Below are 22,967 nucleotides of genomic sequence, written 5' to 3'. Positions count from 1 at the left end.
AGTTTGTCTTCAATCTGAGATCAGGAAATATTTTATTTCCTGATCTTTTTTATTTGATTTTAGATAAGTAACGATAAACACTTGGTTCTGACATTTCAATGCGATGAGCCACCTCAGCGACCCCACCTTTAAGTAAGAAGACACCTTTTTCATTGAGTTCAGTAATAATAGATACTTTATTATCAATTGAGAGTTCTTTTGAAAAATCATACTTTATCAAGACACTGTCTATTAAAGAAGTTAATAACTCTTCTATACTTTGACCTAAATTTTCATGATCTTCACCTAATTTCGCATCATGATTCTCCTCGTGTTGCTCTTTAGGCAGACCAATCAATTGATTAAGTGTTTCTTGAATATCGATTAAATCAGATACAAGAATATTGATACAAAGCATACCTAATAATTTATTATTATCATCTTTGATAAAATAACTAGAAGAACGACAGGCTTTGCCATCTATTGTAAAAGATTTGTAGGTACCAGAGTTATCCTGAATTAAATATTTTTTTTCTTGAATTTGTTTTAAAGCCATATTTGTTAACGGGCCACCAATTTTTCGATTGCTTAGATTACCTGCTACAGCCACAATAGAACTATCAGGTGAACTCACGTCATGTAGCAATACTTCACTATTTGGTCCTAGAATATTATGAAGAAAGGGTACTAGATTTTCATAATAAGTAAGGATTGATTTATCTGTCATTTCTATCACCTCCTTTATTATTATATCAAAAATATATTTTTTTTAAATAGTGTTGACTTCTAAACTGAGACCGTTTACAATGATAATAAATTATTATTAGAATTCGATAACAATTTATTATCAAGTGATTTAGGGGGCTTCGTCATGAAAAAAGATTTTAAAAAATGGGGAACATTTGGTGTATTAGTATTAGCAGGTGGTACAATTTATAAGCTATCTTCACTAAAAGATGCATTCTATGTACCTATGCAAGAATATTTTGGTTTGACCCATACACAAATTGGTATGGCAATGTCAGTTTATGCAATTGTACAAACATTAGGTTATTTTGTATCAATGTATGTGGCTGACCGTTTTTCAAGAAGAGTGTTAATGCCTTTAGGTTTAATTGGTACTGGAGCTGTAGGTCTTTACTTAGCAACGTTTCCAAGTTATGTGGGGATTTTAGCCTCATGGGCAGCTATGGCATTTTTTGCGGATTTACTTTTCTGGCCGGTGTTAGTCAAGTCGGTACGACTTTTAGGCGATTCTAGTGAACAAGGTCGTTTGTTTGGTTTCTTAGAAGCAGGTCGTGGTGTAGTTGATACGATAGTTGCTTTCACAGCTTTAGGATTGTTTATTAATTTAGGTAGTAATGCGGCAAGTTTTAGAATTGCGATTTTATTCTTTGCAATTGTCACTATTGTTACTGGTATTATTGTGTTCTTTACTGTTGGTGATGATGAAAAAGAAGAAAAAGCAGAAGAATCTAGTCAAGAAAAAAACAAAAAAGCAATGGCTGGTGCGAAACAAGTACTTAAAATGCCAGAACTTTGGATTGCTTCATTTATGATTTTCTGTGTGTACGGTACTTATGCAGGGTTAACTTATTTTATTCCATTCCTAAAAGATATTTATGGTATGCCAGTAGCTCTTGTTGGAGCGTATGGAATTATTAATCAATACGGACTTAAAATGGTCGGAGGTCCAGTTGGTGGGATTGTAACAGATAAAGTGTTTAAATCGCCAACGAAATATTTAAGATTTACGTTCCTTTTATCAGCTATTATGATTGCTATTTTTGCCTTTTTACCTCATACATCAATGAACATTTATTTAGGAATGGCTTGTACCTTATTAATTGGTAGTATTGTGTTTACACAAAGAGCTATTTTCTTTGCGCCAATTGATGAAATCAACATTCCAAAAGAAGTCAGTGGTGCTGCGATTTCTCTAGCTTGTTTAATTGGTTATGCACCTTCGATCTTCTCTTTTGCCTTATACGGAGCAGTGATTGATGCTTTTGGTGGTATGGCTGGTTACCGCGTTGTCTTTTTAATCATGAGTGGGTTTGCCGTAGTTGGATTTATTATCAGTAACTACTTAACACACCGTTTGAACAAACAAAAAGGAGCTAATTAAGATGAAACTTGGATTAGAAACAGAAACATTTCATATGTATTTTCAAAATGGTCGCATGGATGCTTTTGGTTTTATTGATCAAGTCGTGGCTTATGGGTTAGATGGGGCGCAATTTAATATTGTGGAGTATTCAGAAGAAGAGGTTTCAACAGAAAAATGCAAGGAATATCAGATTGATCCTGTATGGGGAAGTTTGTGTTCAAATGACAAAGCTCATTTACAAGCGATTCGAGAAAAATTAGATGAACACGGCTTGTATTGTGAGTTAGACATGAAGGGTGTGGAGACAAAACGCCTAGAAGAAGTGATTGAAGTAGCAGAAATCTTAGGTGCTGATGTAATCCGTACTTATATTAATAAAGGAAATTATGATCCTGAAAAAGTAAAAGCTGGGATTGAGAAAATCAGAATAATTGAACCTTTATTAAAAGAAAAAAATATTCAATTGGCTATTGAAAATCATGAAGAAGAAGTCGCAACAGAAGTTGTAAAATTAATTAAGGAAATTGGCTCTACTCATGTGGGCTGTCTGTGTGATATTGGAAATGGCATGATGGCTTGGGAAGATCCTAAAACTACAGTTGATACGTTAGCGCCGTACGCTAAATCAACTCACTTTAAAGACCATATTGTGATTCGAGATGGGAAGTATTTACGTGTTAGCGGTTGTCCAGTTGGATATGGTAATATAGATACTGACTATTGTTATAAAACGTTAGTTATGAATTCTTCTTTAGAAAGAATCAATATTGAGATGTGTCATCCTTATGTGTCTACGTTTAAACGTCCGCTAGGCACAGGTGGTGTTGAATACTTAGGAGAAGGAGCTTTTCAAATTGAAAATCCTTATATTGATCCTGAGATTGCTGCACCATTACATACTTATAAACCGAGTCCTGAAAATTTGGAATACTTGTTAGAGGTACAAAAAAGAGATGCTGATGCAAGTGTTGCTTATGTTAAAGGACTTAGAGAAAAATACAAAGATTTAGAAAGAGGTAACAAGTAAAATGAAAAAACAAATTAACACAACAAAAGCACCCCAAGCGATTGGACCATACTCACAAGGAGTTGCTACTGAAGGATTAGTATTTGTTTCAGGTCAATTACCAATTAACGGAGAAACAGGAGTTATGCCAGAAGATGTAGCTGAGCAAGCGAAAGAAAGCTTAAATAACATTAAATCAATCTTAGCTGAATCAGGCCTAACAATGGATGATGTTGTTAAAACAACTATCTTTTTAGCCGATATGAATGATTTTGCTATTGCTAATGAGGTTTACGGGAGCTACTTTAGCGAGCCGTTCCCAAGCCGTAGCACAGTAGAAATTTCTAAGCTACCAAAGGATGCAAAAATTGAAATTGAAGCAATCGCTGTTAAATAATAATTAAGGACAAGATACTGAGGATAACACCTTAGTATCTTGTCCTTTTCTTATGAAGAATATGCTATCATAAGAAAAAAGGGGTGGTGTGATGGAGTCGCAAACAGGAGCTGTATTAATGCGTCAACGATTGTCCATGGAAGTTATTTCCATAGTAGATAAAGCGTTGGAAGCTAATTTATCAACAACGATTTTTTTTGTTTTATCTGGAAATTTTGAGGTGTTACACAATGGTCGTGTGATTTATTTGAAAGAAGGAGACATCTACTTAATCAATCGTTATGATTTATTTGGCTTTGTTGGAGATGGAAGTAATCATGTTTTAGTGACCCAAGTGAACTCCACTGCACGCTATCAATTAAGAAATCCTTTATCACCTAGCTACATGAAAGAAGCTTATGATAAAATATCCCATGCCTTAGCAACTATTTTTATTGAGACGCAAACGAAACAACAAGGTTTTGAAGATATAATAGAAGGATATGTCTATCGGTTGAGAGGACTATTTCAACGCTATTTGCCTCATTCTAATCGAAATCGAACAGATAATAAGTTAAAAGAATTGAGTCAAAAATCAAGAGAGATAATCGATTACATTAACTTAAATTATGCTGAAGATATTTCCCTAGATAGCCTATCTGAAACTTTTTTCTTAAGTAAGTATTACCTAGCTCATAGTTTTAAAGAGCAAGTAGGGCTTACTGTAGGAAACTACATAAAAGAAATTCGTTTGATTCATAGTCATGCTTTAGTAGAAAAGACAACTCGGTCTATGATCGATATTGCTAATGAGACAGGTTTTCCAAACGTCAGATCTTTTAGTGAGGGCTTTAAACAAAAATATGGTCTAACACCTTTAGCCTATAGGCAAGAAAGACAATTAATCGAGGTTGACCTAAAAGAAGATGTCCTGATTAAAGAGCTAGCGGCCATTCAAATTTTAAATGATTATGCTGGAATAGACGGTGTGTCTCAATTAAATAAGAAGCATACAAAAGAAATAGAAGTTAATATTTACCCAAATACAGATAATAAACCAATGCCTCAGTCTAATTTGTTTGTTAGAGTTAATGAGGAAAACTTTGTTGAACAACTGGATAAGATTCAAAAGATGTCCCTGACTCGTTATGTATCTGTGACTAACTTATTAGGGCTGATTAAGCTAAAAGTCAATCGAGGTAAATTCTCCTATGATGAAACCTGTTTATTTAATCATCTTCATGCTTTGTTAGATAGAGGGCTGCTTCCATATTTTCAAATTAGTTTTCTTGACTATGACTATTTAGAAGAATTAGGAGGTTCTGGTGACACGTTTTCTGACATCTATCGTTGTCTTGTCAATGATTTACATCGTGAATTTAGGTGCATGTTGGAGTGGCGAGTCGAATTTCGTTGTTTCTATGAATTTGAGAATTCTGGTAAATTATGTCATCCTGTAAAAAACGTCATTTCTCATTTTAGAGGTATCGGATGCACACTTATTCATTTGCCTGTGCAACCAGATTTGGAAGTGGAACAAGTAGGTGAAGATGTTGCGTATATTATAGATGATTTAGCACGAGTAAAGGGCTATTCTTATGAAGCGATTATTGAATTACTAACAGAAACGAAGTATCTAGATATTATTAGTGAGAATAAAAATATTGAGTTACAGAGTGATTTAGTTAAAAGAATGAGTCGATTAGAAGAAGATACCTACTATCAAGGATTTATGGATTTAGTCTATGCTAATCAAATGCTTTGGCCTTTTATGCACCGCTTAAATCAATCATACACCTCGTTTGAGCCACTTTCTTTAAAAGGAAAACCATTGTTTACCTATTTTCCAAAAAGTATGGCAAGTAGTTTGTCACTTCTAAATGAAAACAATATTAGACGTGATATGTGGTACGCGTATCAGTTTAGAAGTAAATTATTTAGTGGCATTATTTTTAATAATGAATTCTGCGTGATAACTAAGCAAGGCGATAATTACCGGCTACTGGCTATCTATCCAGAAAATGAAGTCCTTGAAAACCTTTTTGGTAACACAGTGTCTGACGAGCAAGAAGCGACAATGAGTTTGAAAATCAAACTCCAAGAGTTAAAAGGGACCTATCAAATTGTCGAACAAAAAATAACACCTGATCAAAAAATGAGTCAAAAAGATTACTATAATATAGCCAATAGTGAAAAATTGTCATCAGATTTAATTCGTTATATTGATGAAGTGACACAACCTACTCTTAAAATGAAGGTAGAAAAGATTAGTAACGGCATAGATATTGTTCTTAAATTACCAATTTTTGGTATTTCTTATTGTGAGATTAGTAAAATAGATTGACTGTAAAATATTGCTATTAGAGTTATTTTAATAACTAACTAATAGCAATATTTTTTTATAATAATAACAATTTTTTTCACGAACAAATGGAAACGTTTTACTAAAATGAATGTATAAAGAACAAGGGGGAATTGTGTTGAAAGAGTGGAACAATAAACGTTCAGTTAGGAAAAAGAGAATTGTTGAGCAAGTTAAACAAGATAAAAATGAGATGAAGCAAAGAAAAGAAGCTATCAATCAGCTGCCTGAAGGAGAGCGAAAAGAAGCTAAAGCGCAATTAAAAGCAACTGAAAAAGAAAAGAAACAAGCGCGAAAAAAAGAAATTGCTTCCTTAGATAAAACAGAGAAAAAAATGGCTAAAAAAGAGCAAAAAATCTATAAAAAAATTAAAAGACGTCCTCAAAGAGCCATTGGTTGGTCAATTGCTGCCCTTTTAGTTGGGACAGTGGTTGTGAAATTTGGTCCAACTGTTATGGATATGGCAGATACTATGTCAGGAAAAGGAATTGAGCTAAAAACTGGAACTAAAGAAGGAAAATTAGCTCGAGAAGAAGGAGAAGCTTTATCAGAAAAAATTGCTGATGAAGGAATTGTTCTCTTAAAAAATGAAGGAGACTCTTTGCCATTAAAAGATAAGAAAACAAATGTCTTTGGTGTGTCATCATTTAACTTCCGTTATGGTGGCGGTGGTTCAGGTGGTTCAGATACTTCAAGAGCAATTAATTTATACCAAGGATTAGAAGATGCAGGTATTTCTTATAACAAAGAACTTAAGAGTTTTTATGAAGGGTTACCAGAAGTCAAAGAACAAGATACAGGTGCTTTTGGTTTAATGCAAATTGTTAAATCAATGACATCAAAAGGGGATCATGATGAGCCTGAAGTAGCTTATTTAACAGATGAAGCAATGAAACAAGCAAAAGATTACTCTGACAATGCTTTGATTGTGATTGCCAGCTCAGGAGTTGAAAGTAGTGATATGTCTTCTGAAGATTTAAAAATCACTAAAAATATGGAAGCATTGATTAAAAAAGTAACTAAGGAATTTGAGAATGTTACTGTAGTGGTTAATGCTGGTAATACATTAGAATTAGGTCTTTTAGAAGAATACCCACAAATCAAGTCAATTGTTTGGACAGGGACACCTGGTCCTTATGGGGCTCGTTCATTAGGAAATGTCTTAGCAGGTAAAACAAATCCGTCGGGTCGTTTAGTGGATACCTATGCTTATGATGTTGATTCAGCGCCAGCAACAGAAAACTTTGGTAGCTATGCTTATGATAACTTGGATAAAAACTTTATTAACTATGAAGAGGGGATTTATATCGGTTATCGCTTCTATGAAACTTATTACGAAGGTCAAGAAGAGGCGTATCAAAAAGCCGTTCAATACCCATATGGTTATGGTCTAAGTTACACTGATTTTGATTGGAAAATAGTGAAAAAAGATTTTAATCAAGAAACGATTTCTATGGATGTCGAAGTAACTAATACAGGTAATGTTGAAGGGAAAGATGTGGTTCAACTTTACTACTCAGCTCCTTATTACCCAGGAGAAATTGAGAAAGCAGCGATTGAATTAGGCGCTTACCAAAAAACAAAATCTCTTAAACCAGGTGAAAAAGAAGTTGTTACCTTGACTTATAGTACAAACGATATGTCTTCTTATGACATGAATAAAGAGCAGGCTTTTGTGTTAGATCAAGGAGATTATCAAATTAAGTTAGGTAAAAATGTCCATGATATTGTCGCAACAGAAACGTTTAATCAAAAAGAAAAATTAGTCATTAAACAAGATAGTGCAACAGGAACTGAGATTAAGAACCTATTTGAAAATAGTGACACAGAAGATATGACATATTTATCACGTCAAGATTGGGATAAGACTTATCCAAGCGATAAAGACATCAATCATACCGCGCCAGACTTTGTTTTAGAAGAGTCTAATAAGAAGACGACTGATTCAAAATTAGATATGCCAGAAGTGGGTGTAGATAAAGAAATTAAGTTAGCTGATTTAAAAGGTGTTGCTTATGACGATCCTAAGTGGCAAACGTTTATGTCTCAATTTACTATCGAAGAATTAATGAATTTCTATACACAAGGAGCATATAAAACAAATCCTGTTGACCGTTTAGGTGTTCCTTCAACAGTCCTTTTAGATGGCCCAGCAGGCATTAACTTCTTCTTCAAACCAGTAGAGGCTGCTTCTTATCCAACAGAAGTTGTCTTATCTTCTACTTGGAATGATGAGTTAGCTTACGACATGGGAGCAGCTGTAGGTAAAGAAGCAAAAGCCATGGGAGTAAACGGTTGGTACGCACCAGCGATGAATATTCACCGAACTGCTAAAGGCGGAAGAAACTTCGAGTACTTCTCAGAGGATCCTTTACTATCAGGTAAAATGGCTTCAGCTGTTACAAGAGGAACACAAGATCAAGGTGTCATGGTCTTCATGAAACATTTTGCGATGAATGATCAAGAAACACATGCACGAAGTGGTCTTTATGTCTGGTCAAACGAACAAGCGATGCGTGAAGTTCACTTAAGACCTTTTGAAATTAGTGTAAAAGAAGGTCAAAACATTGCAACTATGTCTAGTTTTAGTTACATCAATGGTCAGTGGGCTGGAGCTAACTCAATTCTTTTAAATGACTTATTGAGAGATGAGTGGGGATTTGAAGGAATGGTTTCAAGTGATGCGGTCTTTGGTTTCATGCATGCCGATAAAGCCGTTGTCTCTGGTAATGACTTAATGCTTGATATTATGTCAAAATCAGCTAATAAAAAACGTTTAGAAAAAGCCTATAAAGTGGATCCATCAGGTATTACAGTAGGTCTACAAACAAGTGTTAAAAATGTGATGTATTCAATTTTACAAACGTATTTATTTGACTAATTAAGAATAGAAACAAGGTTGGCTAAAGCAGTCAACCTTGTTTCTGACTAGAATAAGAGGTGGAAAGATGAAGCATATAAAATTAATTAACCAAATGACCTTAGAGGAAAAAGCGTCTCTTATGTCGGGTGAGAATTTTTGGAACACAAAAGCTATAGAGCGTTTAGGTATTCCATCTATTATGATGACAGATGGTCCTCATGGGGTAAGGAAGCAAGCGGGAAAAGCAGACCATTTAGGACTGAATAAAAGTATTCCTGCAACGTGTTTTCCAACTGCCGCAACAATTGCAAATAGTTGGGATAGAGAGCTTATTTACTCTATGGGAGAAGCTCTAGGTCAAGAATGTGTCAAAGAAAATGTGAGTGTGTTACTTGGACCAGGTATCAATATCAAGCGTAATCCTTTATGTGGACGTAACTTTGAGTATTTTTCAGAAGATCCTTATTTAACGGGTGAACTGGGAGTTGCCATGGTGAAAGGTATGCAGTCTCAAGGTATATCAGCTTGTCCCAAGCACTATGCTGTGAACAGTCAAGAACATATGCGTATGACAATAGATGAAATTGTAGATGAAAGAAGTCTACGAGAAATTTATTTACCAGCTTTTGAAAAGGTTGTTAAAGAAGGCCATACAAAGACATTGATGTCCTCTTATAATCAAGTAAACGGAGAATTTGCCAACGAGCATACTCATTTAATGAATGAGATTTTATTTGATGAATGGGGATATGAGGGAGTAGTGGTTACAGACTGGGGTGGCAATAATGACCGAGTAGCTGGACTTAAAGCTCATAATCAATTAGAAATGCCAGCCACAAATGGTATTACAGATTTGGAAATTGTTAAGGCTGTTAAAGAAGGTTTCTTAGAAGAAAGAGTGTTAGATGAAGCGGTGTCTCAATTGTTAACACTTATTTTTGATACCTCACAAGTTGTAGAGAAACAAATAGAAGTTGATTTAGAAGAGCAACATCAAAAGGCTGTGGCAGTTGCTAGTGAGTCATTGGTATTACTAAAAAATGGCAACAAGCTACTACCAATCAAAGATAAGCAATCTATTGGAATTATAGGTGACTTTGCCAAAGAACCAAGATATCAAGGAGCGGGTAGCTCATTAATTAACCCAACGAAATTACCTAATGCTTTAGAGGTATTGTCTAATTCAGAGTTAGCTATTTCAGGTTATGCCAAAGGATTTTTAAGAAGAGGGAAAACAAAAGAAAAATTAGTGAAGGAAGCAGTCGAATTAAGTCAACAGGTTGAAACAGTTCTATTATTCGTTGGATTAGATGAAAGTGCTGAGGCAGAAGGGATAGACCGAGCTCATCTGTCCTTACCAGAAAATCAACTACATTTGATTGATGCGATTAGTCAAGTTAATCCAAATATTGTTTTGATCATTGCTGGTGGTGGCGTGATTGAGATGCCATTTATTAACCAGGTGCGAAGTGTACTTCACACGTATTTAGCAGGACAAGGTGGAGCTGAGGCTATTTGCAACGTCTTACTAGGTAAAACAAACCCAAGTGGTAAATTGTCAGAAACTTATCCTATCACTTATGAAGATACACCGTCTGCTCCATTCTATCCTGGAAAAGAAGTTACCGCAGAGCATCGAGAAGGTTTATTTATTGGTTATCGTTACTTTGATACCTTTAAGAAAGAAGTTCTCTTTCCTTTTGGTTTTGGCTTATCTTACACAACTTTTGCTTATGAAAACTTAATGATTTCTGGTCAGTCCGTTTCTTTAACTGTGACAAATACAGGAGAGGTTGCTGGAAGTGAAATTGTTCAATTATATGTTGAAAAAGAGGACTCTCAGATTTTTAGAGCAAAACGAGAATTAAAAGGCTTTGAGAAAATTCATCTAGAAGTAGGTGAAAGCAAACGTGTCCAGTTTGATTTATCTGAAAGAGATTTTAGTTTCTATAGTATCCATGAGAAAAAATGGTTAGTTGAAGCTGGTACTTACGGCATTCATATCGGAGCTTCACTTCTTGATACGCGTTTATTTGGAACGATTGAGATTGAAGGCGAAGAAAAACTGTATGAGTACTCAGAAAAACAATTTCCACATTACTATTCTGGTGAATTAGAGAAAATTTCAGATGTTGAGTACACGCGTTTACTTGGCCACAAGCCGCCTGCTCCTCTTTGGGATAGAGATAAGTCTTTAGGAATGAATGATACGATTGCTCAAGCACGTTCGAAACACTGGCTAGGTAAGACAACTTATGGTGTTGTAGCAGGTGTTAAAAATGGCTTTATGTTAATAGACAACCCGATTTGGTCGAATAATATGTATTTTGTTATTAACATGCCATTTAGACAAATTGAACGGTTTACAGGTGGTAAAATTAGTAACAAGATGGTAAAAGGTTATTTAAATGTGTTAAACAAAAATAAAAAGAAAAAAGGTTAATCTAACTTGCTTCGTAACAGTCACTTATAAAGTGTTTGTTGCTAAGCAAGTTTTTTTGTTTTTGTTTAATAAAGTTAAAATGAATTTCTTTTGATCTTAATTCAGTCATTAAATAACTATGTAAGAGACAACCTATTCTTTTAGTTTGTGTTATGTATCACTAAAAAAAGAGCTTTCAATTCGAAATTTGAACTAGTATCAATTAAAGAGTGTTGTGATGGGGTTTAAACAGTAACGAGCGCTATTTATTTAATTATAATTAAAATTAATAACATTATATTGTACCTTTTATGAACAAATGGTATCATTTGTGAGGTTTTTAATAAACAGTAGATTAAAAGTAAATGGAAAATAAAAATAATGGGGGAAAAGAGATGAAAAACAAAAAACCGGTTTTTATGCTAACTGTTATGTTAATGGGGATTTTAACTCAGTTTATGACTTCAGTTAGCACGATTCAAGCCTTTGCAGCAACAGGAGAGAGTATCATTGAAAAGCCAAGTGCTTATCTTCTTGAGAAAGACAAATATGGTAACCCAACTATTTTTACAAGTGTGAAGATGGTTGTAAAGGATAAGGATGGAAATAATGAGGATATCACTGAATCAAGACCTTTAAAAGTCGGTGAAGCCTTTAATATTGAATACGTATTTCGAATTCCAGATCAATTAGGAAAAGAAGTTGAAGCAGGTGATTACTTTGAATTTGATCTACCTGATTCTGAAGACATTCAATTAACAAGTGTTCAAACTGGTCCTTTAGTTGACCCAGATAACGGTGCAATTTATGGTGATTTTATCGCTGAAAAAAATGGACACGTGATTATGACGTTTAATGAAAATGTTAAGACTCATGATGACGTCGATGGTAAACTTGCTTTTACAGTTAAATTTGAAGAAAAAACGATTCATATTCCAGGTGGTTATGAGATTGATTTTCCTTATGTAGTTGATGGTGGAGACACGATTATTTATGTGAAAGGGGAACATGATTCCTATATCCAAAAAGAGTACTTAGGAAATGAAGGGTTTACCTATCGATGGAAAGCATTGATTAATCCTAAGTATCAGAAAATGAGACAACTTGAATTATGGGAAGAAACGAAAGAAATCGGTGGTGGAACTGCCATCGCTGAAAGTATTAATATTGAAAAGATGGTTAAAGCTGATGTGAAATTAAATGGTGATGTTTTTGAGCACGATGAAGAAGTGTCATTAAAAAATAAAACCTTTGACTCAAATGGAAATATTGATTTAGGTTTTGATTCAATCGATGAGCCTTATGTGATTTACTTGAATACCCCTTTTGAATTTGGTATTTCAAATACAGTTAGAAATACCATTCGCTTAAAAGCCACAATTGATGGGCAAGATATTGGTGAAAGTGCTTCTGCTGAAACCAATAGTGGAAGTCATTCAATAATTGATAAAAAAGTAGAACACTATGATCGTGACAATCAAACTATTTCTTGGTTAGTTACTTATAATCCAGGTGGTTTTCATATTAAAGAGGAAGATGCTTATTTCCATGATGAGATTACAAATGGGACCCTAGTGGATAACTCGATGACAGTAGAACCAAGTTTAAAACACCGTGTAGATGTTGCTACTAATAAGCAGTCTTTTGATTTTCAATTTGAAACTGATGTAAAAGAACCTGTTTATATTAGATATGAAACAAAAGTTATTGATACAACACCTATTCCAAATCCTCCAAATGCACCAATCAAAAACTCTGTTAAAAATAAAGTCATTGCTAAAGAGCAAGAAAAAGAAGTGATTCAACCAGTCACACCAGGTGGTGACGGAGAAGATGGAGAAGGTGGCGAAGGTGGTGGAGATGAGACAAGTAGTATCATTAAAAAAGTTAGAGAAGCCGATCAAAATGGTGCTATTTGGACCCTACATATTAACCCAGAAAACAAGAGCTTAGATAGATGGTGGGTCACTGATAGAGTTGACTCTGGTTCGATTAGACAAAGTACATTAAATGTTAAGAATAAATACACAGGAGCAACAGTCCATCCTTCTGAGTATGAACTTGACTGGGACAAAAATGAAAAAGGAGAAGTTGTTGGATTTACGCTTGAGTACAATCACAAAACAAGTGATGATTTTGAAATCACGTATCAAACAAATGTCGACCGAAACACAACTCAACGTAATAAAGCTGTTTATCACTACACAATTAAAGGTAGCGAAAAAGAAGACGAAGCGAGCACTTCTTATGACCCAATACAAGTTGGAGAAATTGGTTTATCTAAATCAGGTAGATACATTCCTGAATCAAAAGAAATTGAATGGACTGTTTTAATTAACAACTCAACTAAGGTACCTGTTGCACCAAATAATTTATTAAGAGATCCCATTTTAGATAATCAAACCTTTGTTGAAGGTTCTGTTAAGTATGACTTTATGGATGGGGCATGGCAAAGTCATTACAAACCAGAGATTACATTTAATGAAGAAGAGAATCAATTAGAAGTCAGAAAACTAAAAGAAGCAAACAATAAACAAAGAATTATTTTTAGAACGCAGTTAAAAGATAAGATGGAAATACTAGAGCAACCTATTTACAATACGGCGTACTATAGTGATGATTACACAGATGAAAAAGAAGCAACAGCCAGTCTAACAATTGATAATGCTAATGACTATGTGTTGAGAAAACAAGGAAAGCAAAATGAGCAAAATGATAAATTAATCGATTGGACGATTGATATTAATCCGTATGGTCACAAACTAGATAATTTAGTTATTTATGATGAAAGCTGGGAAAATCAGAAAGTTATTAAAGAAACAATTGAAATAAAAGATGCCTTTACACAGACTCCTTTACTTGAAGGCGTGGATTATGATTTAGAGTATACAGAACGTTCATTTACCATAAGGATGCGTGATCGAGTAGATCAACATCTAATTTTAACGTATCAAGGATTCCTATTTTTCCCAGACGGAACAGCTTTAGGAAGTGATCAAACTGTTAGTAATAGCGTGAGAATTACAGCGGACCGTGTAATAAAGACAGACAAGCCAATTACTAAAACAGTAAAAGTAAAGGTTTCTGAGAGTTCAGGGATTATTGAGGGTAAAGTGAGAGACTTAAATGTCATTAAAGTTTCAGAAGAAGACAACAGTCGTGTTTTACCAGGTGCTGAATTTACTCTTTATAGAGGAACTGAAAAAGATGAGAGTAAAATAGTTGATAAACAAGTCACATCTCATGAAGGTGAAGCTTTATTTACTAGATTGACTAAAGGCGATTATTTACTAGTTGAAACAAAAGCGCCTGAAGGATATGACATTAGTAGTGAGATGGCTAATGGTCGCGTGATTACAGTGACGACAGAAGAAACAACAACTATTGAAGAGTTAGTTAGTAATCCTAAAGTAGGATCTGAAAATTTTGTTGAATTCCCTGTTGAGAAAAAATGGAAAAATGTTCCAAATTATATGGAAACACCAGAAATCACTGTATGGTTATTAGCTAATGGTGATCGAAAAGAATCAATGGTATTAAATGAAGCTAATCACTACCAAGGAACTTTTAGGCAGTTACCTGAAAAAGAAAATGGCACCACTATTGACTATTCTATTGAGGAAGTAGCCGTTGAAGGTTATGAGTCTCATATCAGTGGTGGAACAATTACCAATACCTTTATAACTAAAACAACTCATCTAACGGGTAAAAAAATCTGGCGAAATGATGAAGCTAGTGATCGACCAGAAAAAGTTGAGATTCAATTACTTCAAGATGGCAATGACTTTGGAGAGTCGATTACAGTAACAAAAGGCGATTCTTGGGAGTATGAGTTTAACGATTTACCTAAAGTGAATGACCAAACAGGAATTGACTATGAGTATAGTGTGAAAGAACTTAATGTTTCGGATAAGTATGAGTCTATTGTTGAGGGAACTGATGTCATTAATACAAAGATTGATGAACCAGTAGACTTTGAAAAAATCAATATTAAGGGTCAGAAGAGATGGGTTGGAGATAATGAATATCTTCGTCCTGAAAGTATCACAATTGAATTAAAACAAAATGGTGCCTACTATGACCATCAAATAATTACAGCTGATGATTCTTGGGCCTATGAGTTTAATGATTTAGATAAACAAGATGAGTTTGGCAATGACTACACATATACAGTAGAAGAAAAAAATGTACCATCAGTTTATGACGTAAGTTATTCCGAGTTTGATATAACGAATACTTATAAAAAAGAAGAGCTAGTTAGTGTTTCGGGAGAGAAGAAATGGATTGGTGACAATAACGAAGTTCGCCCTGATAGTATTCGCGTTAGATTAATCAAAAATAGTGAGGAAACAGAATTAACACAAGAAGTAAAGGGTCCAAATTGGACTTATTCATTTACAGAATTACCAAAGTATCAAGAAAATTCTTCTGAGGAAAATGTGTATACCGTAAAAGAAGAAAATGTCCCAGAAGGCTATGTACCCGAAGTAGATGCAGAAAATAACATTATCAATACATGGACAGAAGAACCTCTTGTCAATATTCCTGTTGTTAAATTGTGGGATGACTCGCAAAATATATTTGATACGCGACCAGAGTACATTTATGTGTTCCTTTATCGTGTTAATTATGAAAATGTTGAAAATCCAATTTTAGTTGATGAAGCAGATATCAGTGGAGATGCTCATGCTGATGAGTGGGAGTACGTTTTTGAAGACCTACCTAAATTTGATGAAAAGGGCAGAGAAAATCATTACTATGTTAAAGAAATCTTAATGTCAGATAGCCTATATGAACAAACATCAAAGGGAACAACAATCACTAATACTTTACCTAAACTTAAAACAGAAATTAAAGGTAAAAAGACGTGGAAAAAAGATACCGAGTATGATCGTCCAGATGAAATCACAGTGGAACTGTATGGAACAGATAAAAATAAAGTACTACAATCCGTTACGACATCGGCAAGAAACGATTGGGAGTATGAATTTGTTGACTTAGATAAGTATGACGATCAAAATAACGAGATTGATTACACTGTTAAAGAAGTAAATGTTCCAGGTTATGAGTCTGAAGTTGATAGCAACAATAACATCACTAATACGAAAAAAGAACCTGATAAAACAACGATTAGTGGAGAGAAGAGATGGGAGAACGACACAGAAGGTGTTCGTCCAGAAAAAATTGAAGTCACTTTATTACAAAACAGTGCAGTAAAAGAAACAATCACAGTGACACCAGATAATAACGGTCATTGGAAGTATGAGTTTACAGACTTACCTGTAACAGATAGTAAAGGCGACGACTATATCTATGAAGTAAAAGAAAAAACAGCTATACCAGGATATGAATCCATTGTTGATGGTTATGATATTACTAATATATATGATTCAAGTTTACTAGTTACTATTAAAGGAAAGAAACATTGGAAAGATCAAACAGAAAGTACAAGACCAGATGCAATTTATGTCATCTTAGAGCAAGCTATTCAAGAAAGTGGTGTTAACGAATCTGATCTTGATTGGAAACAACTAGGCGACAAACAAAAAGTAACTAAAGATGAAAATTGGTCTTATGAATTTACTGATTTACCTGTTCAAGATGAAAATGGGGAATCTTTTGTTTATCGTGTTATTGAAGATCGAGAGTCGATTGATTGGAAGGCTGATTACGAAACAGTATCTGTTGGCTATGATTTATACAATGTTCTCCAAACAGGAACAATTGATTTAGAAGGTGAGAAAACCTGGGTTGAACCTGAAGGAAATGCTCAATTCAGACCAGAATCTATTCGCATTCATTTATATCAAGACAACGTAGAACTAAAAGATAAAGCACAAACAGTTAAGTCAGATAAAGATCAACCCGTGTGGACGTATCGTTTTGAGGAGTTAGAAAAGACGAATCCTGAAACGATGAAAGATTATGTCTACACAGTGAGAGAAGAACCCGTTCCTAATTACGATACAAGTTATGATGGTATGAATATTACAAATACGCTGAATCAAACTGAAACAGTAGCTATTAAAGGTGAAAAAATGTGGGACGATTTAGGTTTTGAGAGCCATCGACCAGATAAAGTAACTATTGAACTGTACAGAAAAACAGCAACAAAACCATTAGAAAAAGTAACTAGTGTTGAAACAAGCGAGTTGAAAAATTGGGAATACGAGTTTTTAAATCAACCTAAATATGACGAAGAAACCCTTGAAGAGTATACTTATTCTGTTAAAGAAGTTCCTGTTCCGGGCTATAACTCAGTTGTTCTAGGTTATGATATTTCAAATGAGTATATTAATGACTCAAAAATAAATGTTAGTGGTAAAAAGATTTGGAAAGATAATGATTTTCCGGGTCGTCCTAAATCTGTAGAAGTTGTTTTATATCAAGGAACAAAAGAATACGATAGAAAAGGGATTTCAGGAGACACAGACGAGTGGCATTATAGCTTTAAGGAGTTGCCTGAATTTGATAACAAAGGGAATGCCTATGTCTATACGGTGAAAGAGATTAATGTACCGAGTGGTTATACATCTAAGGTAGAAGGAACAACGATTACTAATACGTATGAAAATAAAGATACAGTAGATGTTTCGGGTGAAAAAATTTGGATTGATTACAACGATAAGTTTGAAACAAGACCTGAAACAATTACAGTAAAACTACTACAAAACAATAAAGAATATACGGAACAGGAAGTTTCTGAAGGGTCAGACAAACGTTGGCAGTATGCTTTCAATGATTTACCAAAATATGATAGTGATCATAAAGAGTATGACTATACTATTAAAGAAGTCCCTGTGGAAAATTACACCACTAAAATAAAAGGTCATACAATTGAAAATACGTATGTCAATGATAAGAGAATCAAGTTCTCTGGTAAAAAAACATGGCAAGACTACGATGATAAGTTTGATACTCGTCCTGATGAAGTAACGATCTATCTCCTTAGAGGAAATGAAAAAATCGAAGAAACCACAGCAAAAAAAGAAACTGGTTGGACTTATTCATTTACTAATGAAGGTAAAGGATACCCGGTTTATGATGATGAGGGTGAAGTGATTGATTACCGTGTTCTAGAAAAAGATGTTCAAGGATACGAAACAACTATCACAAAGCCAACTGAGAGTATTGAAGATGTGGCAGAAATTACAGGGTATGATATTAATAACACCTATGTAAATACTGAAAAAACACAACTCTCTGGAAGCAAAGAGTGGGATGATTTTGATAATAAATACGACTCACGTCCAGAAAAAATTAAAGTGACCCTTTACAAAGGCTCTGAAAAAACAGATATGACTCAAGAAATGTCTGAAAAAACTGGTTGGACATATGCGTTTAAAGAGTTACCTGTCTACGATAAAGATGGCAACCCGATTGAGTACAGTGTAAAAGAAGAAGTCGTTAAAGACTATGAAGAAGTTCAAGGTGAGCCGAACTTTATCAATAAATGGATTCATAAAGATGATACAACTTTTATTGAAGGTATCAAAGATTGGGAAGATGAACAAAATAAATTAGGTAAGCGTCCAAATGAAGTAACGATTATTCTTTATCAAAATGGGCAACCAATGCTTGATGAAAATGATCAAATCGTGACGCAAGAAGTGAGTGTTACTACTTTCTGGAAATATCGTTTTGATAACTTACCAAAATACGATGAAAACGGAGATGAGTTTGTTTACTCAGTTAAAGAGGAACAAGTCCCAGGTTATGTGACAGAAATTGTTAATAATGATGTGGTAAACACGTATAACAATTCTAAGACGACTTGGGTGTCAGGCAAAAAAGTGTGGAATGACCAAGGTAACAAAGTTAACTCACGACCTGAAAGTATCACTGTTGAACTGTATCAAAATGAAGGTAAAAAACCTTATAAGACTAAAGTTGTTAAACCTGACATTAGAGGAAATTGGAACTACTTGTTTACTAATTTACCAAAATATGATGAACATTTAAATGAATATCAATATACAGTTAAAGAAGTAAACGTCCCTCATTATGACTCAACTGTTAATGGATTTGTTATTGAAAATACCTATAAAAATGATGAAGTAACAGAGATTAGTGGAGATAAAGAGTGGCTTGACCAAAATAACAAATTAAACACTCGCCCTGACTCAATTGATGTTGAATTGTATCAAAACGAGAACGAGAAACCATTCAAGACAGAAACATTTAAAGCTGACGAAAATGGCAACTGGAGTTATGCCTTTACTAATCTACCAAAATATGATGAGAACTTAGATGAGTACCATTATTCAGTTAAAGAAGTTCCTGTAAAAGATTATGATTCCAAAGTGCTTGATAATCATACAATTGTTAACACGTACCAAAACAAAAGTATGGTGAATGTTCAAGGGGATAAGATTTGGGATGATCACCAAGATATTCTTCACTCTAGACCTGAGAGTATTGTAGTAAATCTACATCGTAACAATAAATTGATTCCAATTAAGTATCAAAAAGTAATGTCTGATGAAAATGGTCAATGGCATTATGAGTTTAATGAGTTACCTAAATACGATAAAAACTTAAATGAATATGATTACAAAGTAAAAGAGATGAAGGTTCCTCATTATAATTCTCAAGTAGAGATTGATCCTATTACTGGTCAGATGAATATTACTAATACATATGACAATACGGATTTGACAGAAGTGATTGGTCAAAAAATTTGGAAGAATGATGTTAATGATAAATTAAACACACGCCCAGAAAGTATTAGACTTGATTTGTATCAGATTGACCCAAGCGATGCTAGCAGAGAAGAAATTTTTGTAGCAAGTCAGATAGTAACACCTGATGCTGAAGGCGATTGGCACTATTCATTTGAAGACTTGCCAAAGTTCAATGATGAGTTAATCGCTTATGAATACGTTGTTAAAGAGCAACCTGTTGAGCATTATGAAACGACTGTTGATGGTACAACGGTAACTAATACTTATCAAAATTTAACTCTGATTGATTTAAGTGGCGTTAAATTTTGGGATGATGAAAATAATAAGCTAGAGACTCGTCCAAATGAGCTATTCATAGAGTTGTATCAAACAACAAAAAAAGCTCCTGAAGTTATTGAAGGTCAAAGTCCTTATCGCATCACCAAAGTAGAAGCCAATCATGAAGGTAATTGGTTCTATGAATTTAAGGATTTACCAAAATACGATGATAATCTAGATGATTATGTATACACTATTCGTGAGCAGGAAGTAATTGATTACGATAATAGCATTAACGGCATGAACGTTCATAATAAGTACCGAAATGAAGAGTTAACTCAACTAACAGGTAAGAAGATCTGGGTTGATTTTGATAACAAATTAAACACACGTCCTAAATCTATTGAAGTTGAGTTGTATCAAAACGGTCAATTGATGCATGGAAAAAAACAAATAGTAGAGCCGGATGCTAAAGGTGACTGGTCGTACGAATTTAAAGAGTTACCAAAATACGATGATAAATTAGAGAAGTATCAATACACTGTTAAGGAAAAAGAAGTTGCTCATTATACAAGTGAAGTGATAGATCATAATATTGTAAACACGTATGAAAATACAGAGTTGACTCAGTTAACAGGTAAGAAAATCTGGGTCGATGAAAAGAATAAATTAGACACCCGCCCAGAATCTATTACTGTGGAACTTTATCAAAATGGCAACTTAATGGCAGATAAGACACAAATTGTTAAACCAAATAAATTAGGTCAATGGTCGTATGAATTTAAAGAGTTACCAAAATACGATAGTGAACTCAATTTATATGACTATACGGTCAAAGAGCAAACTGTACCTCATTACACGAGTGAGGTAACGGATCAAGGAATTACAAATACCTATAACAACACAGAAGTCACTCAAGTTATTGGTAAGAAAACTTGGGTAGATCATGATAACAAGCTCAAAACAAGACCAAAAGAAATCAAAGTAGACTTGTATCAAAATGACAAGTTAATGGAAGAAAAAACACAAACGGTTAAGCCAACTAAAGAAGGCGATTGGTCATATGAGTTTACTGATTTACCGAAATATGATAAAGAATTAAATGAATACAGCTACTCAGTAAAAGAACAACCAGTATCAGATTATACTAGTAGTGTAGACGGCTTTGATATTACGAATACGTACCAAAATAAAGAAGTGGTCAAACGTCATGTGAAGAAAAAATGGGTTGATGAAGATAACAAAATCGAATCAAGGCCAGAAAAAATCAAAGTGAATCTTTATCAAAATCAAGGGAAAAAACCTTATAAAACTAAAATAATTAAACCAGATGCTGAAGGTAACTGGGAACATACTTTTGAAACTCTACCTAAATATGATGATAATTATGATGAGTATACTTACACAGTAGAGGAAGAAGCTGTTGCTCATTATAAAGGGAAAGTCGAGATATCTGAAGGTAACGTTGTCATCACCAATACTTATAACAACACAGATGTTGTTACGGTAAATGGAGAAAAACAATGGAATGATTTAGATGATAAATTAGGTAAACGTCCTGAAAAAATCATAGTAGATTTATATCAAAACAAAGCTAAAGAGCCGTTTGCTACTCAGGAAGTAACGCCCGATAAAGAAGGAAACTGGTCTTATGAATTTAAGGATTTACCTAAATATGATAAAGAACTAAATGAATATGACTACACGGTAAAAGAGCATCAAGTAGCTGATTATGATACTTATGTCGAAGGAACAACGATTGTTAACACGTATAAAAACGTTGAAACAACAAAAGTTAAAGGCAAAAAGAAATGGGACGACTTTGGTAATAAACTATCTAGTCGACCTGAATCAATTAAAGTTGATTTGTATCAAAATGGTGGAGACAAACCATTTAGAACGCAAGAAGTAACACCAAATAAATTCGGTAATTGGAAATACACATTTAAAAACCTTCCAAAACATGATAAAGATCTTAATGAATATACCTATACGGTGAAAGAACAACCTGTTTCTCATTATGAAAGTCATGTAGAAGGAACAACTATTACAAATACATATCAAAATACGGATATCACGCAAGTTGAAGGTGTTAAAACGTGGGATGATGAGAATGACAAATTAGGTAAACGTCCTGATTTCATTTTAGTCGAATTGTATCAATTAGCTCCTAATGACAATGTGATTCAAGCAGACCAAAAACCATTTAAGATTCAAAAGGTTGAAGCTGATGAAACAGGCGCTTGGAGTTATGCCTTTGAGGACTTACCGAAATATGATGAGAAATTGAATGAATTTAACTACGTGATACAAGAACATCAAGTGATTGATTATCAGGGAGAAGTAACGGATAATAACATTCATAATACGTACCAAAACACTGAAAAAACCAACATTAAGGGAGAAAAAATCTGGGTTGATGAAGATGATAAGTATCATACACGTCCAAAGTCAATTCAAATTGAGTTATACCAAAATGGTGAATTATTGAAAGATCACACACAGAAAATCAAGGCTGATAAAGAAGGTGACTGGTCTTATGAGTTTACAGATTTACCAAAATACGATGACGAGTTAACAGAATATACGTATACTGTAAATGAAGTGCCTGTTAAAGGTTATACAACTAGTGTACAAGGCACAACTATTACGAATACTTTAGAGAAAGACCCAACAGATCCAGATAAGCCAGAACCAGGAAAACCTGGACCTAATACGCCAGTAAATCCATCTACTACTGGGAAAGGTCAATTTTTACCGAAAACTGGAGAAGAAGTGACAACTCATTTCATGACTTCTCTTATAGGATTAGCAGTTATTACCTTAGTTGGTTTCTTAGGATACCGTAGAAGAGAGCAGTAAAACAAAAGCTAGATTGAAGACACTAACTGTCTCAATCTAGCTTTT

8 protein-coding genes are annotated in these 22,967 nt (G+C 34.1%); 7 read left to right on the top strand and 1 reads right to left on the bottom strand.

Annotation, left to right across the window (positions count from 1 at the left end; translation table 11 throughout):
- Positions 1–49: 49 nt before the first annotated feature.
- Positions 50–706, bottom strand: a complete 657-nt coding sequence (locus DOK76_RS11255; RefSeq protein WP_206967822.1) for a helix-turn-helix transcriptional regulator — start codon at positions 704–706, stop codon at positions 50–52.
- A 144-nt stretch (positions 707–850) separates the two neighbouring features.
- Here DOK76_RS11255 and DOK76_RS11250 point away from each other — a divergent pair, with 144 nt between their 5' ends.
- From DOK76_RS11250 to DOK76_RS11220, 7 genes are all read left to right on the top strand, one after another.
- On the top strand, positions 851–2,107 hold the full coding sequence (locus DOK76_RS11250; protein WP_206967821.1) for an MFS transporter: 1,257 nt from the start codon (positions 851–853) through the stop codon (positions 2,105–2,107).
- Between the two features lies 1 nt (position 2,108).
- Entirely contained in the window at positions 2,109–3,116 is a 1,008-nt protein-coding gene (locus DOK76_RS11245) for a sugar phosphate isomerase/epimerase family protein (protein WP_206967819.1), read from the top strand.
- A 1-nt stretch (position 3,117) separates the two neighbouring features.
- Positions 3,118–3,492: a RidA family protein gene (locus tag DOK76_RS11240; protein ID WP_206967817.1), complete on the top strand. Its 375-nt coding sequence runs from the start codon at positions 3,118–3,120 to the stop codon at positions 3,490–3,492.
- 91 nt (positions 3,493–3,583) lie between these two features.
- Positions 3,584–5,815 carry a helix-turn-helix transcriptional regulator gene (locus DOK76_RS11235; protein ID WP_206967815.1) on the top strand — a complete coding sequence of 744 codons (2,232 nt, stop codon included), beginning with the start codon at positions 3,584–3,586 and terminating at the stop codon, positions 5,813–5,815.
- Between the two features lie 136 nt (positions 5,816–5,951).
- Positions 5,952–8,714, top strand: a complete 2,763-nt coding sequence (locus tag DOK76_RS11230; protein WP_206967813.1) for a glycoside hydrolase family 3 protein — start codon at positions 5,952–5,954, stop codon at positions 8,712–8,714.
- Positions 8,715–8,781: 67 nt separating this feature from the next.
- Positions 8,782–11,139: a beta-glucosidase family protein gene (locus tag DOK76_RS11225; RefSeq protein WP_206967811.1), complete on the top strand. Its 2,358-nt coding sequence runs from the start codon at positions 8,782–8,784 to the stop codon at positions 11,137–11,139.
- A 374-nt stretch (positions 11,140–11,513) separates the two neighbouring features.
- On the top strand, positions 11,514–22,922 hold the full coding sequence (locus tag DOK76_RS11220; RefSeq protein WP_206967809.1) for a Cna B-type domain-containing protein: 11,409 nt from the start codon (positions 11,514–11,516) through the stop codon (positions 22,920–22,922).
- The last annotated feature ends 45 nt before the right edge of the window (positions 22,923–22,967 follow it).

This window comes from Candidatus Vagococcus giribetii (assembly GCF_017316185.1).
Taxonomy (GTDB): domain Bacteria; phylum Bacillota; class Bacilli; order Lactobacillales; family Vagococcaceae; genus Vagococcus; species Vagococcus giribetii.
Note: the sequence above shows the minus strand (reverse complement) of the source record. Positions and strands in the feature narration are given on the sequence as shown.

Excerpts from the sequence above, each read along its gene's own strand:
- DOK76_RS11255 (WP_206967822.1), bottom strand. The coding sequence starts at position 706 with ATGACAGATAAATCAATCCTTACTTATTATGAAAATCTAGTACCCTTT.
- DOK76_RS11250 (WP_206967821.1), top strand. The coding sequence starts at position 851 with ATGAAAAAAGATTTTAAAAAATGGGGAACATTTGGTGTATTAGTATTA.
- DOK76_RS11245 (WP_206967819.1), top strand. The coding sequence starts at position 2,109 with ATGAAACTTGGATTAGAAACAGAAACATTTCATATGTATTTTCAAAAT.
- DOK76_RS11240 (WP_206967817.1), top strand. The coding sequence starts at position 3,118 with ATGAAAAAACAAATTAACACAACAAAAGCACCCCAAGCGATTGGACCA.
- DOK76_RS11235 (WP_206967815.1), top strand. The coding sequence starts at position 3,584 with ATGGAGTCGCAAACAGGAGCTGTATTAATGCGTCAACGATTGTCCATG.
- DOK76_RS11225 (WP_206967811.1), top strand. The coding sequence starts at position 8,782 with ATGAAGCATATAAAATTAATTAACCAAATGACCTTAGAGGAAAAAGCG.
- DOK76_RS11220 (WP_206967809.1), top strand. The coding sequence starts at position 11,514 with ATGAAAAACAAAAAACCGGTTTTTATGCTAACTGTTATGTTAATGGGG.